Origin of the sequence: Micromonospora sp. HUAS YX12 (assembly GCF_040215685.1) — a bacterium.
Classification (GTDB): domain Bacteria; phylum Actinomycetota; class Actinomycetes; order Mycobacteriales; family Micromonosporaceae; genus Micromonospora; species Micromonospora tulbaghiae.
Window position 1 is genome coordinate 3792263 of record NZ_CP157974.1, and the last position, 25645, is coordinate 3817907.

Annotated in this window: 21 protein-coding genes; 12 read left to right on the plus strand and 9 right to left on the minus strand. The window is 73.6% G+C overall.

The features are described from left to right. Positions 1-89 precede the first annotated feature (89 nt). On the minus strand, positions 90-2033 hold the full coding sequence (locus tag ABIH81_RS18360) for an amylo-alpha-1,6-glucosidase (RefSeq protein WP_349876118.1): 1944 nt from the start codon (positions 2031-2033) through the stop codon (positions 90-92). A gap of 42 nt (positions 2034-2075) precedes the next feature. On the opposite strand from ABIH81_RS18360, the gene ABIH81_RS18365 reads away from it, so the two are divergent. Beyond that, positions 2076-4796, plus strand: coding sequence for a glucosidase (locus tag ABIH81_RS18365; RefSeq protein WP_349876119.1), 2721 nt, complete (start codon positions 2076-2078; stop codon positions 4794-4796). Positions 4797-4838: 42 nt separating this feature from the next. Here the strand turns inward: ABIH81_RS18365 and ABIH81_RS18370 are convergent, their stop codons facing one another. Beyond that, positions 4839-6158, minus strand: a complete 1320-nt coding sequence (locus ABIH81_RS18370) for a hypothetical protein (RefSeq protein ID WP_349876120.1) — start codon at positions 6156-6158, stop codon at positions 4839-4841. 137 nt (positions 6159-6295) lie between these two features. Between ABIH81_RS18370 and ABIH81_RS18375 the strand changes: the two genes are divergently transcribed. The 3 genes from ABIH81_RS18375 (at position 6296) to ABIH81_RS18385 (ending at position 8893) form a co-directional block, all read left to right on the plus strand. Continuing rightward, on the plus strand, positions 6296-6994 hold the full coding sequence (locus ABIH81_RS18375; RefSeq protein ID WP_349876121.1) for an HAD family hydrolase: 699 nt from the start codon (positions 6296-6298) through the stop codon (positions 6992-6994). Positions 6995-7016: 22 nt separating this feature from the next. Further along, positions 7017-7802, plus strand: coding sequence for a DUF4184 family protein (locus tag ABIH81_RS18380; RefSeq protein ID WP_349876122.1), 786 nt, complete (start codon positions 7017-7019; stop codon positions 7800-7802). Between the two features lie 389 nt (positions 7803-8191). After that, complete coding sequence (locus ABIH81_RS18385; RefSeq protein WP_349876123.1) at positions 8192-8893, plus strand: hypothetical protein; 702 nt, start codon at positions 8192-8194, stop codon at positions 8891-8893. 12 nt (positions 8894-8905) lie between these two features. Here the strand turns inward: ABIH81_RS18385 and ABIH81_RS18390 are convergent, their stop codons facing one another. The 3 genes from ABIH81_RS18390 to ABIH81_RS18400 all read right to left on the minus strand — a co-directional run bounded on the left by ABIH81_RS18390 (position 8906) and on the right by ABIH81_RS18400 (position 10012). Further along, on the minus strand, positions 8906-9187 hold the full coding sequence (locus ABIH81_RS18390) for a hypothetical protein (RefSeq protein WP_349876124.1): 282 nt from the start codon (positions 9185-9187) through the stop codon (positions 8906-8908). Between the two features lie 70 nt (positions 9188-9257). Next, positions 9258-9533: a hypothetical protein gene (locus ABIH81_RS18395; protein WP_013287312.1), complete on the minus strand. Its 276-nt coding sequence runs from the start codon at positions 9531-9533 to the stop codon at positions 9258-9260. A gap of 47 nt (positions 9534-9580) precedes the next feature. Beyond that, positions 9581-10012 carry a hypothetical protein gene (locus tag ABIH81_RS18400; RefSeq protein ID WP_091427520.1) on the minus strand — a complete coding sequence of 144 codons (432 nt, stop codon included), beginning with the start codon at positions 10010-10012 and terminating at the stop codon, positions 9581-9583. A 394-nt stretch (positions 10013-10406) separates the two neighbouring features. Here ABIH81_RS18400 and ABIH81_RS18405 point away from each other — a divergent pair, with 394 nt between their 5' ends. Genes ABIH81_RS18405 through ugpC form a run of 4 tightly spaced genes read left to right on the plus strand, consistent with a single transcriptional unit; the run spans position 10407 to position 14738 of the window. Then, the gene (locus ABIH81_RS18405; RefSeq protein WP_349876125.1) at positions 10407-11690 is read left to right on the plus strand and encodes an ABC transporter substrate-binding protein; all 1284 of its coding nucleotides are present in this window, start codon (positions 10407-10409) and stop codon (positions 11688-11690) included. Next, positions 11687-12682, plus strand: a complete 996-nt coding sequence (locus ABIH81_RS18410; protein ID WP_349876126.1) for a sugar ABC transporter permease — start codon at positions 11687-11689, stop codon at positions 12680-12682. The genes ABIH81_RS18405 and ABIH81_RS18410 overlap by 4 nt, the downstream gene beginning before the upstream one ends. A gap of 1 nt (position 12683) precedes the next feature. Further along, positions 12684-13520: a carbohydrate ABC transporter permease gene (locus ABIH81_RS18415; RefSeq protein ID WP_026268483.1), complete on the plus strand. Its 837-nt coding sequence runs from the start codon at positions 12684-12686 to the stop codon at positions 13518-13520. A gap of 9 nt (positions 13521-13529) precedes the next feature. Next, positions 13530-14738: a sn-glycerol-3-phosphate ABC transporter ATP-binding protein UgpC gene (gene ugpC, locus ABIH81_RS18420; RefSeq protein ID WP_128137879.1), complete on the plus strand. Its 1209-nt coding sequence runs from the start codon at positions 13530-13532 to the stop codon at positions 14736-14738. 79 nt (positions 14739-14817) lie between these two features. Here the strand turns inward: ugpC and ABIH81_RS18425 are convergent, their stop codons facing one another. Both ABIH81_RS18425 and ABIH81_RS18430 read right to left on the minus strand, forming a co-directional pair. After that, a complete protein-coding gene (locus ABIH81_RS18425) occupies positions 14818-15921 on the minus strand; it encodes a winged helix DNA-binding domain-containing protein (protein ID WP_349876127.1) in 1104 nt (367 codons plus the stop codon). 224 nt (positions 15922-16145) lie between these two features. Beyond that, on the minus strand, positions 16146-16637 hold the full coding sequence (locus ABIH81_RS18430) for a GNAT family N-acetyltransferase (protein ID WP_349876128.1): 492 nt from the start codon (positions 16635-16637) through the stop codon (positions 16146-16148). 85 nt (positions 16638-16722) lie between these two features. Here ABIH81_RS18430 and wrbA point away from each other — a divergent pair, with 85 nt between their 5' ends. Next, complete coding sequence (wrbA, locus tag ABIH81_RS18435; protein ID WP_349876129.1) at positions 16723-17340, plus strand: NAD(P)H:quinone oxidoreductase; 618 nt, start codon at positions 16723-16725, stop codon at positions 17338-17340. A gap of 66 nt (positions 17341-17406) precedes the next feature. Here the strand turns inward: wrbA and ABIH81_RS18440 are convergent, their stop codons facing one another. Beyond that, complete coding sequence (locus ABIH81_RS18440; protein ID WP_349876130.1) at positions 17407-19326, minus strand: chorismate-binding protein; 1920 nt, start codon at positions 19324-19326, stop codon at positions 17407-17409. A gap of 259 nt (positions 19327-19585) precedes the next feature. Between ABIH81_RS18440 and ABIH81_RS18445 the strand changes: the two genes are divergently transcribed. The 3 genes from ABIH81_RS18445 (at position 19586) to ABIH81_RS18455 (ending at position 24061) form a co-directional block, all read left to right on the plus strand. Further along, positions 19586-20956, plus strand: a complete 1371-nt coding sequence (locus tag ABIH81_RS18445) for an FGGY family carbohydrate kinase (RefSeq protein ID WP_349876131.1) — start codon at positions 19586-19588, stop codon at positions 20954-20956. 121 nt (positions 20957-21077) lie between these two features. Next, positions 21078-23642, plus strand: a complete 2565-nt coding sequence (locus ABIH81_RS18450; RefSeq protein ID WP_349876132.1) for a nitrate- and nitrite sensing domain-containing protein — start codon at positions 21078-21080, stop codon at positions 23640-23642. A gap of 5 nt (positions 23643-23647) precedes the next feature. Continuing rightward, positions 23648-24061 (plus strand): roadblock/LC7 domain-containing protein, encoded by a 414-nt coding sequence (locus ABIH81_RS18455; RefSeq protein WP_349881147.1) that lies wholly within the window; start codon positions 23648-23650, stop codon positions 24059-24061. A gap of 53 nt (positions 24062-24114) precedes the next feature. Here the strand turns inward: ABIH81_RS18455 and ABIH81_RS18460 are convergent, their stop codons facing one another. Beyond that, positions 24115-25608: a GH1 family beta-glucosidase gene (locus ABIH81_RS18460; RefSeq protein ID WP_349876133.1), complete on the minus strand. Its 1494-nt coding sequence runs from the start codon at positions 25606-25608 to the stop codon at positions 24115-24117. Between the last annotated feature and the right edge of the window lie 37 nt (positions 25609-25645).

Consider the following 25645-nt stretch of genomic DNA (forward strand, 5'->3'; position numbering starts at 1 on the left):
CGTCACCGCGGTGTCCGGTGGGGTCGCCACCCATCCTGCCGAGGGGTCGATAACCGGCGGCGACACGCCGGTTGCCGGTCTGTAACGCGTTACCGGCGGGCGCGCCGCGCGCGCAGCAGTTCGGCCACCGACCACGCCTGGAACGGACAGCCGGTGGTCGCGTGCGGGGGCGCGCCGTCGGCGGTCTCGCTCACCGAGCCCAGGCCGTCCTCGGCGAGGTGGCCCGCCAGCCCCACCAGCAGGTCGTCGGTGGGCAGCCCGGCCCGGCGGTACGCGTCGAGCAGCGGCCCGGTCAGCCACGGCCAGACGGTGCCCTGGTGGTACGCGGAGTCCCGCTCGGCGGGTCCGCCCCGGTGCCGCCCGGTGAAGCCGGGGGAGTCCGGGGCGAGGCTGCGCGGGCCGAGCGGGGTGAACAGCGCCTCGGTGATCCGGCGCAGCGTGGCCTCGTCCGGTTCCAGCGGCGCGTGCGGCAAGGACCAGGCGAGTAGCTGGTTGGGGCGCAGCAGGTCGTCGTCGTGGTGCGCGGCCCCGCCCAGCGGGTACGCGGGCGCCGGGGCGTCGACCACGTCGTACAGCCAGCCGGCCGGGGCGGGGAAGCGCTCCCGGAACGCGGTGGTGGCCCGGCGGTGCAGGGCGTGCAGCGCGGCGGCGTCGCGTCCGGCCAGCTCGGTCAGCTCGGCGAGCCCGGCCAGCCCGTTGATCCACAGCGCGTTGACCTCGACCGGTTTGCCGGTACGCGGGGTCACCGGAACCCCGTACACCCGGGCGTCCATCCAGGTGAGCGCCACGTCCGGCGGGCCGCCCTGGGCCAGCAGCCCGTCGGCCGGGTCGACGCCGATGCCGTACCGGGTGCCCGCCACGTGCGCCTCGACCACGCCGTGCAGCGCGGACAGCAGCTCGTCGCCCAGGTCGGTGTCGCCCGTGACGGTGACGTGCCGGTGGACGGCGTGCAGGAACCACAGCGTCGCGTCGACGGTGTTGTACTCGACCCGGCCGGTGTCGGCCGTGTTCGCCAGCATGCCCTCGTTCAGCGTAGCCGCGTACGCCCGCAGCAGGTCCCGGCCCTCGTCGGCCCGGTTCGTGCACAGGAACAGGCCCTCGTAGGAGATCATCGTGTCCCGCGACCAGGCCCCGAACCAGGGGTATCCGGCGACCACGTCCGGGCCGGTGGCGGTGCGTACCACGAACGCGTCGGCGGCCAGCGCGAGCGTCGCCTCGACCGCGTCGCCGGGTTTCGCCGCGGTCACCACGGCCCGGCTGCGCCGCCGGGCCGCCTCGACCACGGCGGTCGCCGGTGGCGGCTCCTCGGCCAGGTCGTCCGCCCAGGCCAGCACCGACACGGTCGCGCCCGGCTCGGCGAGCGCGCCGGTGAACCGGCCCGCGTACCAGAGGTCCTCGTCCGGGTGCAGGCCGCGCTCGGCCTCCGTGCGGTGGCGCACCCCGTGCCACCACTGCCCCTCCGGGGTCCAGTCCGGCCCGGCCAGGCGGTACGCGCCGTCGACCACCGCGCCGCCGGCCGCCGGTTCCAGCCGGGGCGCCGGGCCGTCGGCGCGCCGCTCGCCGTGCGCGTCGCGCCAGGTGCAGGCCGCGGCCAGGTCCAGCCGCACCGGGCCGCCGGAGATCAGCCGGTGCACCACCGCCACGCAGGAGCGGCCGTACGTCATGGCGATCTCCCGTTCGATCACCACGTCGCCGACGCGCCACCGCCAGCGCGGCACCCCGTCGGCCAGGTCGAAGTGCTCCAGCAGCTCGAAGCCACGCGGGTCGACCACGCCCGAGGACCACTCGTGTGCGCCCAGGCGGACCTGCCGCCCCGAGGGCAGCGTCACCGCCGGGTCGAGGCTCACGAGTCCCACCTTGCGGGACGCCGGCGTGTCCCCGGCCACCACGAGCAGTCCGTGGTACCGGCGGGTGCGCAGTCCGGCGACGGTGCCCATGGCGTACCCGCCGCGCCCGTCCGTGACCAGCCATTCCCGCGCGGCGGCGGCGGACAGCTCGCCGCAGACCCGCGGCCCGAAACGGATGTCGATCAAGTTTCCTCCACCGGCAGCGAGGTGTGACATGCCACGGCGACAATGGCCGCTGTGGAGAAGTACCCCGGCGGCGTCGAAGATGTGCCAGTGATCACCGACCGGTCGACCTCCGTGTCCCCCGACCCCGAACGGCACCGGCTCGCCCAGGCCGACGCCGGGGAGCAGGACTGGCGCGCATGGGGCCCCTATCTGTCCGAGCGGGCGTGGGGGACGGTACGGGAGGACTACAGCGAGCACGGCACGGCGTGGGACTACTTCCCCCACGACCACGCGCGGTCCCGAGCGTACCGGTGGAACGAGGACGGCATGGCGGGCGTCTGCGACGACCGGCAGACGTTCTGCTTCGCGCTCGCGCTGTGGAACGGGCGCGACCCGATCCTCAAGGAGCGGATGTTCGGCCTCGGCGGCGACGGCGGCAACCACGGGGAGGACGTCAAGGAGTACTGGTGGTACCTCGACAGCACCCCGACGCACTCCTTCATGCGCTGGCGCTACCACTACCCGCAGGCCGCGTTCCCGTACGACGAACTGGTCGCGGTGAACGCGCTGCGCGGCCGGGACGACACCGAGTACGAGCTGGTCGACACCGGCATCTTCGACGAGGACAGGTACTGGGCGGTCACCGTCGACTACGCCAAGGCGTCCCCGACGGACATGTGCGTGCTGGTCACCGTGGCGAACCGGGGCGACGAGGACGCGACGCTGCACGTGCTGCCCACGCTGTGGTTCCGCAACACCTGGGCGTGGGGCCTGCCCGGCGCCGACCGGATGCCGAAGCTGACCGGCGAGGCGGCCGGGGCGCAGGCCGGCGCCCGGCTCGTCGGCGAGCACTGGGTGCTCGGCCAGCTGCTGCTGGAGGGCGACGGTGACCCGGTGCCGCTGCTGTGCGACAACGAGACGAACGCCGAGCGGCTGTGGGGGCTGCCCGGGCGGTCGGCGTACCCGAAGGACGGCATCAACGACCACGTCGTGACCGGCGCGGCCACCGTCAACCCGGACCGCACCGGCACCAAGGGCGCGCTGCACTACGTGCTCGACGTGCCGGCCGGTGAGCAGCGGCAGATCCGGCTGCGGCTGACCCGTACCGCGCCGCCGCCGGCCGCCGCGCCGCCCGCCCCGGCCGACCTGGGCGACGGTTTCGACACGGTGCTCTGGGCGCGCCGGGCCGAGGCGAACCGGTTCTTCGACAGCGTCATCCCGGCCGCCGCCACCGCCGACGAGGCCCTGGTGGCGCGCCAGGCGATCGCCGGGCTGATGTGGGGCAAGCAGTTCTACCACTTCGACGTCGAGCGCTGGCTGGCCGGCGACCCCGGCTCCGCGCCGCCGCCGGCCGGCCGCCGGCACGGGCGCAACAGCGCCTGGTGGCACATGAACAGCTTCGACGTGATCTCCATGCCGGACCCGTGGGAGTACCCCTGGTACGCGGCCTGGGACCTGGCCTTCCACTGCGTCACCATCGCCCGGGTCGACCCGGGTTTCGCCAAGGAGCAGATCCTGCTGCTGCTGCGCGAGTGGTACCTGCACCCCAACGGGCAGATCCCGGCGTACGAGTGGGCGTTCGGGGACGTGAACCCGCCGGTGCACGCCTGGGCGGCGCTGAAGGTCTTCGAGATCGACGGCTCCCGCGACCACGAGTTCCTCGCCCGGGTCATGCACAAGCTGCTGCTCAACTTCACCTGGTGGGTCAACCGCAAGGACACCGGCGGCAACAACGTCTTCGAGGGCGGCTTCCTCGGGCTGGACAACGTCGGCCCGTTCGACCGCTCGGCCGCGCTGCCGGTCGCCGGGACGCTGGAGCAGTCCGACGGCACCGGCTGGATGGCCATGTACGCGCTCAACCTGCTCGACATGGCGATCGTGCTGGCCGAGCACGACCGCGCGTACGTGGACACCGCCACCAAGTTCTTCGAGCACTTCGCGTACATCGCCGCGGCGGCGTACCACCAGGGCCTCTGGGACGCCGAGGACGCGTTCTTCTACGACGTGCTGCGGCTGGCCGACGGGACGAAGGTGCCGCTGAAGGTCCGCTCGGTGGTCGGGCTGCTGCCGCTCGCCGCGGTCACCCGGCTGACCGCCCGGACCATGCGCCGCCTGCCCGAGCTGGGCGCGCGGCTGCGCTGGTTCCTCACCAACCGCCCGGAGTACGCGGAGGTGATCGGCGCCCGCCGGCTCGGGCCGGACGGCCGCCAGCAGCGGCTGCTGTCGATGGTCGCACCGGACCAGGTGGTACGGCTGCTGGCCCGGATGCTCGACACCGACGAGTTCCTCTCCGAGTACGGGCTGCGCACGCTGTCCCGGGCCCACCTGGACAAGCCGTTCACGGTCACACTCGGCGGGCAGGAGTTCAGCGTCGGCTACGAGCCGGCCGAGTCGACCAGCGGCCTGTTCGGCGGCAACTCCAACTGGCGCGGCCCGATCTGGATGCCAACGAACTTCCTGCTGATCAGCGCGCTGCGCGACTACGCCGCGTTCTTCGGCGACGACCTCCAGGTCGAGTACCCGACCCGGTCCGGGGTGAAGCGCACGCTCGACGAGATCGCCGACGACCTGTCCGCGCGGCTGATCTCGCTGTTCACCCGCGACGGCTGGGGGCGGCGGCCGATCTACGGGGCCGCGCAACTGTTCCAGACCCACCCGGACTGGCGCGACCTGATCTGTTTCCCGGAGTACTTCCACGGCGACAACGGCGCCGGCCTGGGCGCCTGGCACCAGACCGGCTGGACCGCGCTGGTCGCCGACCTGATCCTCACGTTGCGCCGCTGACGCCTGCGGGGCGCGACGGACTGCCCGCCGCGCCCCGCACGCTCACGGCAGCGGCAGGAACGCCAGCCGGGCGTGGTACTCCCCGGCCACCGTCACGGTGTCGCTGCCGACCCACAGGCCGCTGTCGGTGGCGTACAGCTCCTGGGTGCCGACACCCCGGTCCTTGGTCGGGTTCCACGGCAGCGCCTTGCCGGTGGCCGGGTGGATCGCCCCGATGCCCGGCCGGGACACCGCGCCCGGACCGGCCGAGTTGCGGCCCTGCGGGTTGTCCAGCCAGCGCTGGTGGCCCCCGACGTAGACCGCCGCGCCGGTCACCGCCACCGACAGCAGCGTGTCGCCGCCGGTGTAGTTGGCCCAGGTCGGCTGCTTGCCGCCGGTGGCCGTACCGAACTCGAAGCGCGCCGCGGTGTCGCAGAGCGTGCCCGGGAACGCCGCGCCGGTGGTGACCACCGCGAACCAGGCGCCGTCCGGGGAGATGTCCACCCCGCGGAGGTACGACGGCATCGACTTCGCGCACTGCGGCTGGTAGCGCTCGGTGGCCCAGCCCGAGAGCGTGGCGCCCGTGGTGGACAGGTTCGCGACCGCGAGCTGGTGCCGGGCCACCCCCGCCACGGTGCTGAAGTTGCCGGCGAACACCAGCCGGGTGCCGTCGGCGGAGACGTCCAGCGCCTCGACCTTCACCGGCGCGGTGGCGCCGGAGGTGGTCTTGCGCGGACCGGCCAGGTTCAGGTTGACCGACGCGTCGGCCGCACCGGTGGTGGCGTTCACCGCCGCCAGGGCGCGCCGGGTCACCCCGCCGACGGTCTGGAACGCGCCGCCGAGGATCAGCCGGTTGCCGACCAGGCGCATGTCGTTGACCTGGTTGTTCAGCGCCGGCGTGGTGAAACCGGCGACCCGGGCGCCGGTGGCCGCGTCGATCCGGGCCAGCCGGGACGCCGCCGTGCCGTTGACTGTGGTGAACGCGCCGCCGATGTAGAGCGAACGGCCGTCCGGCGCGGCGGCGAGCGCCTTGACCGCGCCGTTGACCTGTGGCCGGAACGTGGTGTCGATCCGGCCGGTGGTCGCGTCGAGGGCCACCAGCCGGGGCATCGCCAGCTGGGCCGACTGACCGGCGTTGCGCACCTTGGTGAACGTGCCGGCCACGTACACGCGGTTGCCGATCTGGAGGATGCGGTGGACGGTGCCGTCCAGCGCGTGCGGCGTCCAGTCGACCGGGTTCGTGCCGACCACTGTGGTGTGTGCGGCGTTGACCGCGAGCGCCGGGGATCCCGGCAGCGCCGCGCCCGCGACGGCGAGCGTCGCGGCCACCGCGACGGCCGTGCGGCGCCGGCGTCCGGGTGGATGATCGGGTGAGATCGTCATGGCCGAAGCCTGCCGTCCGACCAGGGATTCCGCAGTCGGGTAGCCGCCGGTAACCGGCCGCCGACCGGATGATCCGCGTGGTACGTCCGGCGACTGGGCAGTACGGTGTGCGAGGTCCGCGAGGGGAGGGGGACGCGATGCCGTCGCGCCGGGACGCCGCCGTGCTGGTCTTCGACGCCGACGACACGCTCTGGGAGAACAACGTCCTGTTCGAGCGCGTCATCGACGACTTCCTCACCTGGCTCGACCACCCCACGCTGGACCGGGCCCGGATCCGCGCGGTGCTCGACGACATCGAGCGCGCGAACGCCGTCGCGCACGGCTACGGCAGCAAGGTGTTCCTGCGCAGCCTCGGCGAGTGCCTGGAGAAGCTGCGCGAGCGTCCGGCCACCGCCCGGGAGCGCGCCGAGATCGAGCAGCTCGCCGCCGCGCTGGTCGGCCACCAGGTCGAGCTGATGCCGGGCGTGGCCGAGACGCTCGACGACCTGGCCGGGCGGCACGACCTGCTGCTGCTGACCAAGGGTGAGCACGAGGAGCAGCAGCGCAAGCTGGACGCTTGCGGGCTGCTGCACCACTTCCGCGCCGCGCACATCGTGCCGGAGAAGGACGCGGACACGTACCGCTGGCTGGCCCGCCGGCACGCCTTCGACCCGGCCGCCGCCTGGATGATCGGCAACTCGCCGCGCTCGGACATCCTGCCCGCGCGGGCCGCCGGGATGAACGCGGTCTTCATCCCGAACGAGAACACCTGGGTCCTGGAGCACGACGAGCTGGACCCGTCCGACCACCGGGTGATCCGGCTGGCCGCGTTCCCCGACCTGGTCCAGCACTTCTGAGCGGGCCGGTAACGTCCGGGAGGTGCCGCTGACCTTCCCGTCGCACCTGGCGCCGGTGCTGCCGCTGAAACTGTGGCGGCCGGGCTGGTTCGACGGGGTGGCGCTGTGCACCGGCGCCGTGGCGCCGGACGTCGCGTACCTGTTCGCCGGCACGTCGCTGGCCCGGGACCTGCGCACGCACACGCTCGGCGGCCTGCTCTGGTGGTGCCTGCCGGTCGCCCTCGTGTACGCCTGGGTGGTGCGCCGCGTGGTCGCCGGCATCGCGGTGCACCTGCCCGCGCAGCGGTTGTTCGGCTGGCCCTGGTACGCGACGCTGGCCCGGGTGCGCCACCCCTGGCAGGTCACCGTCTGCTCGGCGCTCATCGGCGCGTTCAGCCACGTGGCATGGGACCGGGTCAGCGACAGCGAGCGGCTGCCCCGGCTGCTCGGCGTCACCGACTTCCACGCCGTGACCGGCGTGTACTGGTACCAGTTCGTGGACGTGGTGGCCGGTCTCGCCGGCGGGCTGCTGGTGGTCGTCCTGGCCGTCTCCGAGGCCCGCCGCGGCCTGCGGACCGACGGCGTGCACGTGCCCGCGCCGGAGGCGAACCCGAACGTGTTCTGGCGGGTGGCGCTGGCGGTCACCGGGCTCGGTGCGCTGCTGATGCCCGCGCTGCCGGCAGCCGGCGTCCCCGCCCCGGCGGGCGTACGGGCGCTGCACGTGGCCGCGCTGGCGCTCGTCGCCGGGGCCGTCGCGGCCCGGACCGTCCCGCCGCGACCCGCCGGGCGCAGTCCGCGTCTCGAAGTCGAACAGCGCGAAACCGGCTGACCCCGTTACGCCGACATGCCGCAATTCCGCATAGACATCAATCACAACCGCAGCCGCCGGTGATCGCTTGTCCGGCCTGCGCGGACGCGCCTAACCTGAGCCGGCGTCCACGCCTCGTCGGGGTGAGACGGGGGCGCACCGGAGTCCGGTGGTAAGAGCACCGTGGAGCTGAGTGCGGGCAGACCGGCTCGCCGTGCGGAGCCCGGGGAAAGGCGTCGTGCCACGCCTGCCGCGTTCCCGCGGCGCAGACCGCTACCCAACCGGACGGCCGGGGTCAGGACCGGGGAGTTGCGGACCCGGTCCTGACCCGTCCGGCACCCTTTTCCGCCTGACCGATTCCGGGTGGGACGCCTCTGGTGCGCGGGCCGGACACGGAGCGACACTGAGTCATGACTCCTCAGCGCGTACCGCTGCTCGCCGGCCTGGTCGTGCTGCTCGCGGCGGCCTGCACGGCGACCGGCCACGACGGCGCGTCCCCGGCGCCCACCCCGACGGTCGCGGCGGCGTCGCCGCCGGCCGCGACCGAGTCGCCGGAGGCCACGCCCACCCCGCCCGTACCGACCGAGGCCGCGTCGACCGCCGGATCCTGGCGCGTCACCTGGGGCTGGGCGGTGCCCGGCGGGCCGGTCCGGGTGGCCCACCGGGTACGGGTGCCGGTCACCCCGCCGCCCGGGGAACCGCTGCCCGTCCTGGTGGCGGTCGACGTCGGGGACCATCCGGCGGAGGGGTGTAGCCGGATCACGTTCGCCTTCCGCGGACCCACCCCGTCCTACGAGGTGGCCTACGTGCCGCAGGTGGTGACCGAGGGGCGCGGGGCGCCGGTCGCGCTGCCCGGCACGGCGTACCTGTCGGTGCGGTTCGATCCGGCCCAGGCGCACGACGCCCGCGGTGGCGGGACGGCGGACCTGCCGCCGGCGGCGATCCGCTTCCCCACGCTGCGCGGATGGGCCGTGGCCGGCGACTTCGAGGGACACCTCAGCTTCGGGCTCGGCCTGCGACCGCCCGAGGGCGGCAGGCTGCCGGTGCGGCTGGGGGAGGGCGACCGCCCGGACGGCACCCACGTCGTCTCGGTCGACGTGCGGCGGAGCTGACGCGGCCCCGCGTCAGCGGTCGATGATGTTGTTGTTCTCGTCGATGCCGTGGGTGCGCCAGTAGACGTCCCACTCGTCGTCGACGTGCTTCGGCTCCTTGCCCTCCGGGTAGCGCACGTACGGCGGCGCCGGTTCCTCCCCGTCCGGCACGCACGCGCTGCCGCCCTGCGGGCCGACCGCGATCACCGGGTACTCGTCGCTGCCGCAGATGCTCTGCCGCAGAGAACAGCCGGTGGTCGCCATCAGCCCGGCCAGCCCGAGCACGGCAAGAACGATCATGAGTCGAGTTCGCACGGGAGAATTCTCGCCGCCGCGGGCGGGCCCGCCATCGGTACGCGTACTCAATTCCCGTGCCGTCGCCGCCTCAGGTCAGCTCGCCCCGCACGATCGCCACCGCCACCCGGCAGAACTCGTCCATGTCCGGCTGGAACCCGGCCGCGATGTCCGGGTGCAGACCGGAGCGGGTCTCGTCGAGCAACCGACGGCAGACGTCCTCCACCGGCTCGCCCGCGTAGCCGGCGCGGACCCGGTCGGCGGCCGCCTGCAGGGCCGAGGTCAGCTGATCCTCCAGCGGGCCGCGCAGCTTCTGCTGCACAGGGTCGAGCCCGCTCGGATCGAGCGTGACATGTGGCTCCGACATCGGCACTCCCTTCCTCGGCGTCCGCGGTACCCCACCGCGGACGCCGGTCAAACCAGCGTCGGTACGGCCGACACCCGGACCAGATACGAGAACTCCTCCGCCGGCTCCTCGACGTACGACAGCCGGCGGATCTGCCGGTCGTCGGCCCAGAGCGCGACGTCGACCAGCACCCCGAGGTGGGCCAGACCGATGGTGGAGACCCGCTTCTTGTCCTGGAGCACCGCGCACACGCCGCCCAGCAGCGTGCTGGCGTCGGAGGTGCGGTGCCCGGGCGGACAGCGCAGGGTCAGGTCCACCTCGACCGGCCCGGTCAGCGGGGTCCACCCGGTGCGCTGGGCCGCCGTGCAGGCGGCCTGGAGCAGGGTACGGACCCTCGTCGCCTGCCGGTGCCCGGCGGCGAAGATGGACAGGGCCTCGGTCTTGACCGGGGGCAGGCCGCTCACCTCGAACGTCAGGGCGAGAGCGCGGGTGTCCTGCACGACGGCACCTCCTCGGGGGAATCCTGCCCAATCGGGGAACGCGCGCACGGCACTTCCCGTCAGAACCAACCGATCGGGCGGGCGATGGGGGACGGCCGGAGGCGCATCGGCGTCGACGGCGACGCGCCGGCTACGGAGCCAGCCCCACGCTAGTGCAGACCGCTGACGCTGGGTAGCCTCGCCGTTTCACTACGTGGGACGAGTTGTCGGTCCCGGCCCGGTTCGTGCCGTCGCCGTCACATGTCCGTGATGTTTCGCTCCGTCGCAGGTCGGGCACGTTCAGCCGCACGACACGCCCGGGGCGTCGGGCGATCGGGCCGATGCCCCGGTCGTCTCGCCGTGCGCCGGGGCGCGGGTCACTCCCCGGTTCTTCGCCGAAGAGAGGGGGAGGGTGATGACGACAGTCCCCGACACGGCCGCACGGCGGCCGGCCGGACGCGCGGCGGCGGCGGCCGCCGCGCTCGCGTTGGTGGCCCCGCTGGCCGCCTGCGGATCGGGCGGCGACGGCGGCGTCCCCACGATCAACCTGTACTACCCGCCGGAGCAGAACCTGCAGAAGGTGGTCGACACCTGCAACACGCAGGCGCAGGGGCGCTACCGGATCGACTACCGGGTGCTGCCGCGCGAGGCCGACGAGCAGCGGGTGCAGATGGTGCGGCGGCTCGCCGCGCAGGACAGCGGGATGGACGTGCTCGGCCTGGACGTCACCTGGACGCAGGAGTTCGCCAGCGCGAAGTGGATCCGGGAGTGGACCGGCCAGGACAAGGCCGAGGTCGAGCAGGGCACGCTGGCCGGCCCGCTGGACACCGCCCGGTACGAGGACCGGCTCTACGCCGCGCCCAAGAACACCAACGTGCAGCTGCTGTGGTACCGGTCCGACCTGGTGTCGCAGGCGCCGGAGACCTGGGACGAGATGATCTCCGCCGCCCAGCAGCTCAAGGAGCAGGGCAAGCCGTACCAGGTGCTCACCATGGGCGCCCAGTACGAGGGCCTCGTGGTCCTCTACAACACGCTCGCCGAGAGCGCCGGCGGCAAGATCCTCAGTGACGACGGCAAGAAGGCGGAGATGGACGCCGGCGCGGTACGCGCGCTCGACCAGCTCAAGAAGTTCGCCACGTCGGGCGTGACCTCGCCGTCGTTCAGCAACGCGCTGGAGGACCCGGTGCGGCTGGAGTTCCAGTCCGGCAAGGGCGCGTTCCAGGTGAACTGGCCGTTCGTGTATCCGGCGCTCCAGGAGGCCAACCCCGAACTGGCGAAGAACGTGAAGTGGGCCCGGGTGCCGGGCATCGACCCGGGCACCCCGAGCAAGGTCACCATCGGCGGCGTCAACCTCGCGGTCAGCACCTACTCCAAGCACCCGGAGGAGGCGTTCGAGGTGGCCCGCTGCCTGCGCAACGCCGAGAACCAGAAGTTCTCCGCCGTCAACGACGGCGTGCCGCCCACCATCGAGGCCGTCTACGACGACCCGGAGATGACCGAGGCGTACCCGATGAAGGAGACCATCCTGGAGGAGCTGAAGGACCCGGCGGTCCGGCCGCTGACCCCGGCGTACCAGAGCATCTCCACGGTGATGTCGGCGATCCTGTCGCCGCCGTCGGCGATCCGGCCCGAGCAGACCGCTGACGAGCTGCGCGAGGCGATCTCGGACGCGCTGGAGTCCAAGGGGGTTCTGCCATGAGCGTGAACGCCACCCCGGCCGGCGCGCAGGCCGCCGCCGAGGCCGAGCAGCCCGGCGGCCGGCACGCCGCCGTACCCGAACAGCGGTCCCGGCGCGGCTCCCGAGCCCCGCTGAGCGAGAACAAGCGCGCCGAGCGGCGCCTCGGCCTGCTGCTGTGCGCGCCGGCCGCGCTGGTCATGGTGCTGGTCACCGCGTACCCGATCCTGTACTCGGTCTGGCTGTCGCTGCAGCGCTTCGACCTGCGCTTCCCCGACGAGCGGGAGTTCGTCGGCCTGGAGAACTACGTCACCGTGCTGACGAACGACTTCTGGTGGACCGCGTTCGGGGTGACCGCGCTGATCACCGTGGTCACCGTCGCGGTCGAGCTGGCGCTCGGCATGGGCCTGGCGCTGATCATGCACCGGACGCTCGTCGGCCGGGGCATCGTGCGCACCGCGGCGCTGATCCCGTACGGCATCGTCACTGTGGTCGCGGCGTTCTCCTGGCGGTACGCCTGGACGCCGGGCACCGGCTACCTGGCGAACCTGTTCGACGGCAGCGCCCCGCTGACCGAGCGGGCCAGCTCGCTGGCGATCATCATGCTGGCGGAGATCTGGAAGACCACCCCGTTCATGGCGCTGCTGCTGATGGCCGGGCTGGCGCTGGTTCCGGAGGACCTGCTCAAGGCGGCCTCCACCGACGGCGCGACGGCGTGGCAGCGGTTCACCAAGGTGATGCTGCCGGTGATGAAGCCGGCCATCCTGGTCGCGCTGCTGTTCCGCACGCTCGACGCGTTCCGGGTCTTCGACAACATCTTCGTGCTCACCAGCGGCGGCAACGAGACGTCGTCGGTGTCGATGCTCGCCTACAACAACCTGATCCGGGGCCTGAACCTCGGCATCGGCTCCACGATGTCGGTGCTGATCTTCATCACCGTGGCGATCATCGCCTTCGTGTTCGTGAAGCTGTTCGGCACCGCTGCCCCGGGCAGCGACGATGGGGAGAGGCGCTGACATGGCAGTGGAAACCACCACGCGGGCGAAGGTGCGCTGGGGCCTGCTGGACGTCGTGGTCGTCGTCTTCGCGCTGGTCCCCGTGCTCTGGATCGCCTCGCTGTCGTTCAAGACCCCGGCCACGCTCACCGACGGCAAGTTCTGGCCGCGGGAGTGGACGCTGGACAACTACCGGACCATCTTCGACACCGACCAGTTCGTCCGCGCCCTGGTCAACTCCATCGGCATCGCGCTGATCGCCACCACGATCGCCGTGGTGCTCGGGGCGATGGCCGCGTACGCGATCTCCCGGCTCGACTTCCCCGGCAAGAAGCTGCTGGTCGGCGTCTCGCTGCTGATCGCGATGTTCCCGCAGGTGTCGCTGGTGTCGCCGTTGTTCGAGATCGAGCGGCAGCTCGGGCTGTTCGACACCTGGCCCGGACTGATCCTGCCGTACATCACGTTCGCGCTGCCGCTGGCGATCTACACGCTGTCGGCGTTCTTCAAGCAGATCCCGTGGGACCTGGAGAAGGCGGCGAAGATGGACGGCGCCACCCAGGCACAGGCGTTCCGGCGGGTGATCGCGCCGCTGGCCGCGCCCGGCGTGTTCACCACGGCCATCCTGGTCTTCATCTTCTGCTGGAACGACTTCCTGTTCGCGATCACGCTCACCTCGACCGAGCGGTCCCGCACGGTCCCGGTGGCCCTGCAGTTCTTCACCGGCGAGTCGCAGTTCGAGGACCCGACCGGGGCGATCTGCGCCGCCGCCGTGGTGATCACCGTGCCGATCATCCTGTTCGTGCTCTTCTTCCAGCGCCGCATCGTCTCCGGTCTGACCTCCGGCGCAGTCAAGGGATAGGTGGTAGCAATGGCCGACATCGTGCTGGACAAGGTGAGCAAGCGGTTCCCGGACGGGACCACCGCGGTGCGGGACGTCGACCTGGAGATCGCCGACGGCGAGTTCGTGATCCTGGTCGGGCCGTCCGGCTGCGGGAAGTCCACCACGCTCAACATGATCGCCGGGCTGGAGGACATCAGCTCCGGTGAGCTGCGCATCGGCGGCGAGCGGGTCAACGACAAGGCGCCCCGGGACCGCGACATCGCGATGGTCTTCCAGTCGTACGCGCTCTACCCGAACATGACCGTGCGGGAGAACATGGCGTTCCCGCTGCGGCTGGCGAAGATGGACAAGGAGACCATCAACCAGAAGGTCGACGAGGCGGCGAAGGTGCTGGAGCTGACCGCGCTGCTGGACCGCAGACCGGCCAACCTCTCCGGCGGCCAGCGGCAGCGGGTGGCGATGGGACGGGCCATCGTCCGCCAACCCAAGGCGTTCCTGATGGACGAGCCGCTGTCGAACCTGGACGCGAAGCTGCGGGTGCAGATGCGCACAGTGGTGTCCCGGCTGCAGAAGCAGCTCGGCACCACCACCGTCTACGTCACCCACGACCAGACCGAGGCGATGACGCTCGGCGACCGGGTGGTCATCATGCGGGGCGGCGCGGTGCAGCAGGTCGGGCCGCCGCAGGAGCTGTACGACCACCCGCGCAACCTCTTCGTCGCCGGGTTCATCGGCTCGCCCTCGATGAACTTCGTGCACGCCGTCGTGGAGGACGGCCGGCTGCGGACCGCGCTCGGTGACGTGCCGGTCGGCGACCGGATCCGCCGCGAGCTGGAAGGCGGCGACGCGCCCCGGGAGCTGATCCTGGGCATCCGCCCGGAGCACTTCGAGGACGCGGCGCTGATCGACGACGAGACCCGCCGCCGGGGCATGGAGTTCGAGGCGCCGGTGGACATCGTCGAGTCGATGGGCTCGGACAAGTACGTCTACTTCACCGTCGAGGGGGAGCGGGCCACCGCCGCCGAGCTGGAGGAGCTGGCCGCTGACGCGGGCGCCGCGGACTTCGCCGGCGCCGGGTCGAACCTGGTCACCCGGCTGTCGGCGGAGTCGCCGGTACGTGAGGGCGAGTCGCGCCGGGTGTGGTTCAACCTGGAGAAGATCCACCTGTTCGACCCGGGCAGCGGCCGCAACCTGACGCTGCACGAGGGCCGGTCGGCCGGAGCGCTCGCCGACTGATCCCTGGATGCGTGCGAAGGGCCGGTGGCGTGCGCGCCGCCGGCCCTTCGGTCTGCTCGCGTCCCGGGTGCCCGCGCGGTCACCAGGAGTGGCGCAGCTCCAGGCCCAGGAAGCGGGCGTAACCGGTGAGCGCGGCGTCCACCCGGGTGCGCAGCTCGGCGTCGAACGGCACGAGCTGGTGCACCTTCACGGTCACCGCCTTCGCGCCCAGCGTCCGCGTCCAGGTGCCGACCACGCGCCCGCCCCGCACCACTGTGGACCGGAACACCCCGTTGTTGCCGGGGACCACCGCGGCGGTGTGCGCCGGGTCGAGCATCAGCGACCGGTCCTTGAAGCCGAGCAGGTATTCGTCGAAGCCGGGCAGCGTGTGCAGGTCGTCGACCGGCGCGCGCGGCGCGTCGAGCAGCGCGGCGTCGACCACGGCCGGCTCGCCGTCGACCTCGGCCGGGGCGAGCAGGTCACCGGCCAGGGTGATCGCCCGGGTCGCGTCGGTGAGGGTCAGGCCGGTCCACCGGGCCAGCTCGTGCCGGGTCACCGGGCCGTGGCCGCGCACGTAGCGGTGCGCCAGCAGCGCCAGCGCCTCGTCGTGCTCCGGGCGGTGCGGGTCGGGCGCCCACTCGTCGAGCAGGGCGAACGTCTGCTCGGTGCCGACGTGCGGGGCGATGCAGGTGACGCCGCGCTGGCTGGCGTACCAGAGCAGGTGGTAGCCGCGCTGACCGTCCGTGTCCAGCCCGGCGGCGCGCAGCGCCGCCACGCACCCGGCGCGGGCGCGCCGGCCACCGCCGGTCAGCGCCGCGCCCAGCACGTCACAGGCCCGCTCGCCGTCGGCGACGGTGAGCCCGAGCTGCCGCCACCGCCCGGCGACGCCGGCCAGCGTCCGTACCCCGGTCAGCTCAAGCATCCACCGCGCGTCGCGCGCCGGGACCAGGTGCACGGTGCCGCGCATGGGCCAGGTGCGCAGCGCCTCGCGCCGCTCCAGCGCCGCGCGGACGTCGTCCTGGGTGGCGCCGGGCAGGCGTACGCCGAGCGACCACAGCCCGCTCGCCGCGTCCTGCGCCTGCATGGCGCCGAACCACTCGACCACGTCGGCGACGCCCCGCGGGCGGGCGGTGGGGTGCGGGCGCAGCAGCAGGCCGGTCATCCGCAGCGCGAGCGCCTCGGCGCGGTTGAGGCGTACGGTCACGGGTGTCAGGGTAGGCCGGGGGTATGACAGCCCCCCCTGATCGCGCTGCGCCGGAGCCCCTGATCGCGCTGCGCCGGCGGCGCTGCCGACACCAGCGCGATCCCCCGTTCAGGATCCCGGCGCGGGGGCGGCCGCTGCGGCCGGCGCCGGTTCGACCAGCATCCCGTGCGAGCTGGGCGGGGACAGCGGTTGCCGGCGGAACTTGCGCAAATCTTGAGGCACGCTCAGTCCAGGCGCCGGTGCATGACCAGCAGATCGACGTACCCCCGGGCCGGGTGCCGGAAGCCCTCCGGCACCCGGCCGATCACCTCGAAGCCCAGCGACCGCCACAGCTCGACGGCCCGCGTGTTGGTGGCCACCACGGCGTTGAACTGCATGGCCCGGTAGCCGTCGGCCCGGGCCGCGTCGAGCACGTGCGCGGCGAGCGCCCGGCCGACGCCGCGCCCGGCGGCGGCCGGGGCGACCATGAACGAGGCGTTCGCGACGTGGTCGCCGGGGCCGCCCTGGTTGGGTGCCAGCTTGGCCGAGCCGAGCACCGCGCCGTCCGGCGCCACCGCGACCACCGTCCGTGCCGGCGCCGGCGGCATCCAGAGCTTGCGGGCCTGTTGCTCCGTGACGTCGCGGGGCCAGGTGTACGTCTCGCCGGCCGCCACGATCTCACGCAGGAACGGCCAGATCAGCGGCCAGTCGGCCGATGTGGCAACGCGGATCTCCACCCGGAGAGCATGCCACGGGCTGAGTTTGACGGAAGAAGCAACGGGTAGTCGCGGGAGCTGACCCGAGACGAGGAGGGAACGTCTGATGGATGGCCAGGTCAAGGTCGCGGTGATCTATTACAGCGCGACCGGCATCACTTACCAGATGGCGCAGGCGGCGGTCGAGGCGGCGGGGGAGGCCGGCGCCGAGGTGCGTCTGCGCAAGGTACGTGAGCTGGCGCCCGACGAGGCGATCCGCTCCAACTCCGGCTGGCAGGCGCACCAGCTGGAGACCCAGGACGTGATGGAGGCGCAGCCGGACGACCTGGCGTGGGCCGACGTGATCATCATGGGTTCGCCGACCCGGTACGGCATGATCGCCGCTCAGCTCAAGCAGTTCATCGACACCACCGGCCCGCTCTGGGCCGCCGGCGCGCTCGCGGACAAGGTCTACAGCGGGTTCACCTCGACCGCCACGTCGCACGGCGGCCAGGAGGCGACGCTGCTGTCGATGTACACGGTCTTCTACCACTGGGGCGGCATCGTGGTGACCCCCGGCTACACCGACCCGAGCCAGTTCGTCGCCGGCAACCCGTACGGCGCTTCGCACACCAGCAACAACGGCGAGGTCGCCCCGGACCACGTGGCACTGTCCGCGACCGCGCTCACCGCCAAGCGGGCCGTGCTGATGGGCGCCGCGCTGAAGCGGGGCATGGCCGGGTGACCCGGCTGGCGACCGGTGGCCGGACGGGGGCTCTCGAACCCGTCCGGACCACCGGTCGCCAGTGCCCTACCCGCGATCGGCCGCTCCATGCGCGCTCAGCGCCGGCCGGTCGAGCAGATGCCCGAGCAGGTCCGCCAGAACCCTCGTGCCGTCCTGGCTCAGCACCGACTCCGGGTGGAACTGCACCCCGGCGAAGCCCGCGCCGCGCAGCGCGTGCACCGCGCCGTCGGCCGGGTCGCGGGACACCTCGACCGGGCCGTACGGTCCGGCCACCCGGTCGGCGTCGGCGAGCGCGGTGAAGCTGGCGTAGAACCCGACCCGGCGGGTCGTCCCGAACACCGGCACGTCCCGCGGCAACCCCTGGTACGGCGCGTCGCGGCGGTGCAGCGGCAGGCCCAGCAGCCCGGCGAGCAACTGGTGGCCCAGGCACACCGCGAGCGTCGGCCGGCCGGACGCGAGCAGCTCGGTCAGCAGCGCCCGCAGCGCCACCATCTTCGGCGCGGTCGCGTCCCGCGGGTCACCCGGGCCGGGGCCGACCACCACCAGGTCGTAGCCGTCCAGCGGGCCCGGGTCCGGCCAGTCCCGCCGGGTCACCGCCAGGCCCAGCGCGCCGAGCTGGTGGGCGAGCATGCCGGTGAACGTGTCCTCACCGTCGACGATCAGCGCCCGGCGCCCGGCCAGCCCGCGCAGCGCGATCGCGCCCGGTTCCCGCTGCTCCAGCCAGAACCGGGCCAGCGGGGCGTTGCGGGCGGCCAGCGCGGCGCGTACCTCGGGGTCGTCGGCGTACCGGACGGCCGGCTCGGTGGCGGAGCGCGGCGCGTCCGGGCCGAGACCGAGCGCGGCCAGCACACCGGCCGCCTTCGCGTGGGTCTCGGCCACCTCCCCGGCGGTGGTCGAGTGCCGGACCAGCGTCGCGCCGACCGGCACCCGCAGCGCGCCCTCGGGGGAGATCTCGGCGGTACGGATCAGGATCGGCGCGTCCAGCGTCTGCCGGCCCTGCTCGTCGCGGCCCAGCAGGGCGAGCACCCCGGCGTAGTAGCGCCGGCCGGTGCGCTCGTGCCGGGCGATCACCCGGCAGGCGTTCTCCATCGGGCTGCCGGTGACCGTGGGCGCGAACATGGTCTCCCGCAGCACGTCGCGCACGTCCCGGGAACAGCGTCCGGCCAGCAGGTACTCGGTGTGCGCCAGGTGCGCCATCTCCTTCAGGTACGGCCCGACCACCTGGCCGCCGTGCTCGGCGACCACGGCCATCATCTTCAGTTCCTCGTCCAGCACCATGTACAGCTCCTCCACCTCCTTCTCCTCGTGCAGGAAGCGCAGCAGCTCAGCCCGGTCGACGGTCTCGCCCCGGTGCCGGAACGTGCCGCTGATCGGGTTCATCTCGACCAGCCCGTCGGCGACGCTGACGTGCCGCTCCGGGCTGGCGCCGACCAGGATCCGGGCGCCGGTGTGCACCAGGAACGTCCAGTACGCGCCCCGCTCGCGCAGCAGCAGCCGGCGCAGCGCGGCCAGGGCCGCGGCCAGCGGGTCGCCCTGCACGGTGGCGCGCATGGTGCGGTGGATGACGAAGTTCGCCCCCTCGCCCCGGCCGATCTCGTCGGTCAGCACCCGTTCCACGATCGCCGCGTACTCGTCGTCGGCGATGTCGAAGCCGGCGTCGCGGGTGCGTACCTCGGCGTCGGGCAGGTCGTCGAGCAGGTCGGCCAGCGGTATCCGCCGGTGCGTCTCGACCGCCAGGAACTCCAGCGGCAGCCCGTCGTCGACGCACTCGAAACCGCGTTCGGTGACCTGCCGGAACGGCACCAGGGCCAGCGTGTGCGGACCGGCGCCGTCCTCGGGCAGCGGCAGGTCGGCGAGCTCGCCGGCGGTGCGTACCGGGCCGGTGAACAGGTCGACGTGGTCGGCGCCCTCGCGGCGGACGAGCGCGAACGGGCCGGGGTCGCGGCCGGCCGCGACGGCGGCGAGCGGGTCGGACAGGCGGGTCATCGGGTCTCCTCGGTGGGCCGGTGGCCGCCGGTGAAGGCGACCCGGGATGCCGGGGGAGACCGGCGGCCGCCTCGTCGGGCGGCCGCGTGGGGAAGCTACGCGCGGGGGTGGGCCGCCGGGTCGGCGGGCCACCAGCAGGACAGGTGCGCGGGCATGACGGTCACTGTACGCGATCGACAGGCGCCGTGGAACCCGATCGCGCGGCACCGGGTACGGATCTTGGCGTAGCCGCCGGTCCCGCCGGGTAGGTTGACCGGCGATGGACATTCTCGCTCTGGATCTGGGCACCTCCTCGGTGCGCGGCCTGGTGCTCGACGCGGACGCCGTGCCGCGCCCGGGCGCGCTGGCCCGGCGCCGGGTGCACCTGGTCACCGGGGACGACGGCAGCGGGACGCTCGACGGCCCGGCCTACCTCGCGTGCCTGGTGGAGTGCCTGGACGAGCTGGCCGCCGGTGGGCACCTGCGGGACGTGGACCTCGTGGCCACCTCCGCGCAGTGGCACTCGGTGCTGCCGTTGGCGCCCGACGGCACACCGGCGGGGCCGGTGCTGACCTGGCTGGACACCCGGCCGGAGCCGGCGGCCGGGGCGACCGGCCCGGCCGACCCGGCGGACTTCCACCGGCGTACCGGCACCTGGTGGCACCGCTGCTACTGGTCGGTGCGGCTGCCCTGGCTGCGCGAGCGCGTCGATCGGTGCGCACGCTTCACCGGGCTCGCCGAGTACGCGCTCGGCACGCTGCTCGACGACGCGCCGATGTCGATCTCGCTGGCCTCCGGTACCGGGCTGCTCGACCTGCGCCGCCTGGACTGGGATCCGGAGGCGTGCGAGCTGGCCGGCGTACGCCCGGACCGGTTGCTGCCGCTGGCCCCGGAGGGCTGGTACGGCCGGCTGAACGCGGCGTACGCGCGGCGCTGGCCGCAGCTGGCCGGCGCGCGGTGGGCGTCGCCGGTCGGCGACGGCGCGGCCGCCAACGTCGGCTCGGGCTGCGTCGACCCGACCCGCGCGGCGGTGACCGTCGGCACCTCCGCGGCGGTCCGCATGATCCAGTCCGTGCCGGCCGGCACGGAGCCCCCGCCGCTGCCCGAGCAGCTCTGGCGGTACCGGGTCGACCACAACCATGTGGTGACCGGCGCGGCGTACTCCAGCGGCGGCAACCTGTTCGCCTGGGCGGCGCGCGAGCTGCGGCTGCCGGAGGGCCCGGAGCTGGAGGCGGCGCTGGACCGCGTCGCCGGTCCGGCGCGGGCCAACCCCCGCTTCGGCGGCGACCGGCCACCGGGTGTCGCCCCGGCGGGCTCGGGGGAGCTGCGCGGACTCAGCTTCGGCACCACCGCCGTGGACATCCTGGCCGGGCTGATGAGCGGCCTGTGCCGGCTCGTCGCCGACGACCTGACGGTGCTGGAGGCCGGTATCGGCGAGCCGATGGAGGTGATCCTCGGCGGTGGGGCGCTGACCGCCTCGCCGTGGTGGCGCGGGGCGTTCCTCGACGTGCTCGCGCCCCGCCGGGTGTGCTGGCAACGCAACCCGGAGATCGGTGCGACGGGCGCGGCGCTCGTCGCGCTCGGCCGGCTCGCGGAGGCGGACGGGATCGCCGGGATCGTCCGGACGGACGAGGCCGCCTCGCACGCGTGACCGTCCACCCGCGGCGCTGACCGTCCTGGTCATGCCGTCCGGGCGGCCGTTGACACCGACCGACGGCCTGATTGGATGGACTCCGCTCCCCGACGTGGTGGGGCGGGACGAGGAGGCAACCGTGGGCGCAGGTCCCGACCCGGTTCGCGGCGCGGCCCCTGCACCGCACCGGCGGCGCTCCGGGTTCCGGCTGCGGGACTGGCGGATGGGCACCAAGCTCGCCACGGTGCTGGTGATCCCGTCACTGGCGTTCCTCGTCCTGGCCGGCATCCAGACCCGGGGGCTGGTCGGGCAGGCCACCACGCTGAGCGCCTTCGCCGAGCAGGTCGGCATCGGCCGGCAGATCTCCACCGCCGTCGACCGGCTCCAGCACGAGCGGGACCGCACGGCGGGCGAACTGGCCGCGCTGCGCCGTGGCGGCACCGACCGGGACGCCGCGGTCGCCGCGCTCAGACCGCTTCAGGAGGCCACCGACCGGGCGATGGCCGAGCTGCGCGTCGCGGCCGCGCCGCTGGCCGACGCGGACGCCGCCTGGCGGGTCTCCTACTCCGAGGCGCTCGAGGCGTACGACCAGGTGGTGAACATCCGGGCGGCGGTGGCGCCGGCGGTGCTCTCCAGCGACACCGTGCTGAGCAACTACCACCGGTCGATCGCGGCGCTGCTGAGCCTGCTGGCCGAGCCGTCGCCCGGCGGCGGCCGGCAGGAGCTGACCGAGGCGGTGCTGCGGTACGTGCAGCTGTCCCGGGTCAAGGAGCTGTCCTCGCGCATCCGCGCGGAGCTCTACGCCGCCGCCCGGTCCGGCCGGTACGAGCCCGACGACCAGGTGACACTCAGCGACCTGCGGGCCCAGCAGCTCACCGCGCTCGGCGCGTTCCGGGTCGCGGCGACCGCCGACCAGATCAGCCGCTACGACCGCACCTCGGTCGATCCGGCCTTCGTCGCCGCCACCCGGATGGAGGAGCGGACGCTGCCCGGCGGCGGCGACGCGAAGCCGGCCCTGCTCGACGCGACCCAGTGGTGGGCGGCCAGCGAGCAGCGGCAGGAGCTGTTCCGCCAGCTGGAGAGCGAGATCGTCGGCGACGCGGTACGCCAGGCCGACGACGCCAGCGCCCGCCAGCTGCGCGACACGCTGCTGGTGGCCGGCGCGATCGCCACGGTGCTCCTGGTGGCGGTGCTGATCTCGCTGCTGGTCGGCCGGTCGGTGGCCCGCGCCATGCGGCAGCTGCGCGGCCAGGCACTGCGGATCGCGCAGGTGGACCTGCCGCTGACACTGCAACGGCTGCGCACTGTGGACCGTCCGGTCGGCGCGATCGACGTGCCGCCCTCGGTGATCGACTCGCACGACGAGATCGGCGAGCTGGCGGAGGCGTTCGTGGCGGTGCACCGCAGCGCCGTCGACGTGGCGGTCGAGCAGGCGATGATGCGGCGCAACGTCAACGCCATGTTCGTCAACCTGGCCCGGCGCAGCCAGGTGCTCGTCGAGCGGCAGCTGGAGCTGCTCGACGAGCTCGAACGCGAGGAGAGCGACCCGGAACAGCTGGAGAACCTGTTCAAGCTCGACCACCTCGCCGCCCGTATGCGCCGCAACGACGAGAGCCTGCTGGTGCTGGCCGGCAGCGAGTCGACCCGGCGGTGGAACCGCCCGGTGGGTCTGGGCGCGGTGCTGCTGGCCGCGAGCGCGGAGATCGAGCAGTACCAGCGGGTGCGCCACGAGAACCGGACCGACCTGCACGTCGTCGGGCACGCGGTGGGCGACCTGGTGCACCTGTTCGCGGAGCTGCTGGAGAACGCCACCGCCTTCTCCCGCCCGGAGACAGCGGTGCGGGTGGTCGTCGAGCCGGACGGCCGGGGCGCGCTCGTGCAGATCGTCGACGAAGGGCTGGGCATGAGCCCGTCGGCGCTGGCCGAGGCGAACACGGTGCTCGCCGAGCCGCCGGCCGCCGACGTGTCGGCCTCGGAACGGATGGGCCTGTTCGTGGTGAGCCACCTCAGCGCCCGGCACGGCGTACAGGTGTGGTTGAGCTCGGGCCGGGAGGGCCTGGTGGCCCGGGTGCGGATCCCGGTCGAGCTGCTGGCCGAGGCGCCCGCGCCGGAGCCGGGCCGGCCGGCGCCGGATCGGCTCGTACGCGGGACGGTGCCGCCGATGCTCACCGGCCCGGTCACCGCGTCCGGTGCGCTCGCCGCGGCGACCGCCGAACTGCCGGTGGCCGGATGGCGTCCGGCGCCGGGCCAGCCCGCGGCGCTGCCGGTGTCCCCGCTGACCGGGCTGCCGCTGGGTGACGGGACCGATGCCGGGGCCGGTGCGCCGGCGCCGGCCGCCGCGCCGGTGACCGCGCCACGTCCCCGCCCGGGACGGGCCGAGGACGTGCTCATGCCGGACGCCGGGGCGGCGGGCGGCGGGTGGTTCAGCCGGCAGGGGCCGGCCGCGTCGGCGCTGGGTGTGACGCCGGCACCGGCGGCGACGCCGGTGACCGGAGGGACGAACGAGCGGGGCCTGCCGGTACGCGTGCCGATGGCCCAGCTCACCTCGGCCGCCCCGGCCGACCGTCCGGTGGTGCGGCACGAGCCGGACCCGGAGGCGGTCGGCGGCATGCTGTCGCGCCTCTACGGCGGGGTACGGCGGGCCGAGGCCGAGGAGACCACCGAGATGTACCTGCCGCGCGATGAAGGAGGACGACGACAGTGACGACGTTGAGCCAGGAGGCACGCGACCTGAGCTGGCTGGTGACCGCGTTCGCGGAGCGCGTTCCCGGGGTGGCGCACGCGGTGGTGGTGTCCTCCGACGGGCTCCTGGTGGCGATCTCGGCGCACCTGCCGCGCGACCACGCGGACAAGCTCGCCGCGGTGACCTCCGGCCTGATGAGCATCACCGCCGGTGCGGCCCAGATGTTCGACGGTGACGTCGTCAAGCAGACGGTGGTCGAGATGGGGCGTGGCTACTTCCTGGTGATGCAGATCCGGGACGGCTCGATCCTGGCCACGCTGGCTGCGGCGGACGCCGACATCGGCGTGGTCGGCTACGAGATGGCGCGGCTGGCCAAGCAGGCGGGCGAGATGCTCACCCCGGCGCTGCGCGCCGAACTCCAGCAGGCGCTGCCGCGCTGATCCAGCCGGTGTGCGCCCCGGCCGGCACACCGCCGGCCGGGGCGCGCGCCGGTTCACAGGCCGTTGCGGCGGATCACGTCGCGGTACCAGTGGGCGCTGCGCTTGAGCACCCGCCGCTGGCTGGCGTAGTCCACGTAGACCAGGCCCCAGCGCTGCTCGTACCCCTCGGCCCACTCGAAGTTGTCCAGCAGCGACCAGACGTGGTAGCTCTCCAGCGGCACCCCGTCGCCGATGGCCCGGTGGGCGGCGGCGAAGTGGTCGCGCAGGAAGGTGACGCGCCCCGCGTCGTCGACGTTGCCGTCCGGGCCGGGCACGTCCGGGCAGGGCAGGCCGTTCTCGGTGATGGTGATCGGCACCCGGCCGTAGTCGCGGGTGACCCGGGTCAGGATGTCGTACATCCCCTCCGGGTAGATCTGCTGCCACTCCGCCTCGGAGGTGGGCCACTTGCGGACCATGCCGCCGTCGCCGGTGACGTAGATCGGCGTGTAGTACTGCACGGCGAGCAGGTCGACCGGGCTGGAGATGATCTTCAGATCGCCGTCGCGGACGCCGCGGACCATCCGGCTGTCCGGGCCGAGGTCGTCCAGCACGTCCTGCGGGTACGCGCCCTTGAAGGTCGAGTCGAGGTAGAGGCGGTTCTCGTAGCCGTCGTAGAGGCGGGTCGCGGCGGCCGACTCGGGCGAGTCGTCGGCCGGGTAGCAGGGGTGCAGGTTGAGCGCCGGGCCGATCCGGCCGGTGCCGCCGGAGGCGCGCAGCGCCTGCACGGCGAGGCCGTGGGCGAGCTGGAGGTGGTGGGCGACCAGGTACGCCGCGCCTTCGTCGCGGATGCCCGGCGCGTGGTGGCCCCAGATGTAGCCGTTCTGCACCACCGTCTTCGGCTCGTTGATGGTCAGCCAGACCGGCACCCGGTCGCCGAGGGCGCGGAACACCACGTCGGCGTACTCGGCGAAGCGCTCGGCGGTGTCCCGGTTCTCCCAGCCGCCGGCGTCCTGGAGGGCCTGGGGGAGATCCCAGTGGAACAGGGTGGCCATCGGCGCGATGTCGCGCTCGTGCAGCCCGTCCACCAGGCGGCGGTAGAAGTCGAGCCCGCGCTGGTTGGGACGGCCGGAGCCGTCGGCCTGGATGCGGGGCCAGGAGATGGAGAAGCGGTAGCTGTGCAGCCCCAGGTCGCGCATCAGGTCCAGATCCTGCGCGTACCGGTGGTAGTGGTCGGCCGCGACGTCGCCGGTGTCGCCGTTGCGGATCCGGCCCGGCGTGTGGCTGAAGGTGTCCCAGACGGACTCACCCCGCCCGTCCTCCTTCGCGGCCCCCTCGATCTGGTACGCCGAGGTCGCCGCTCCCCAGACGAAGCCGTCCGGGAAACGCAGCCCGCGGTCCGGCTCCGGGTCGGTGGTGCGCTCGGGCGGGCTGTCGCAGCCGCCGAGCGCGACGGTCGGCGCGGCGATCCCGGCCGCGGTGGTGCCGGCGAGCCCGGTCCGGGCCGCGCCGGCCGCGGTCGCGGACAGGGCGGCGCGGCGGAGCAGGCGCCGTCGGGTGAGTAACGACATGAGGTTTCTCCTCGGAGTGACGGGCCGCCCTGGGCCG